Annotated in this window: 1 protein-coding gene; it reads left to right on the forward strand. The window is 41.2% G+C overall.

From position 1 onward, the window contains the following. Positions 1-274 (forward strand): signal peptidase I (gene lepB / locus ACODJP_RS14025; RefSeq protein ID WP_422482548.1); only part of this gene is annotated, 274 nt, incomplete at both ends.

Here is a 274-nt window from a genome sequence, read left to right on the forward strand (position 1 = left end):
TCAGGAAATTGGTTTTAGTTCGTCTGATGTGCTCATCAAAAGAGTTGTTGCTAAAGCTGGAGACTATGTCGAAGTTCGTGATGGAAAGCTGTTGGTCAACGGAATTGCTCAAGATGAAGATTTCATTTTGGAACCACTTGAGTATGAAATGGATCCAGTGCTTGTACCAGAAGGCTATGTGTTTGTGTTGGGAGACAATAGGAATAACAGCTTTGATTCTCATAACTGGGGTCCATTGCCTATTGAAAACATTTTGGTAGATCAGTCTTCCGGG

The organism is Pleomorphochaeta sp. DL1XJH-081 (genome assembly GCF_049310885.1).
Classification (GTDB): domain Bacteria; phylum Spirochaetota; class Spirochaetia; order Sphaerochaetales; family Sphaerochaetaceae; genus CAYZJV01.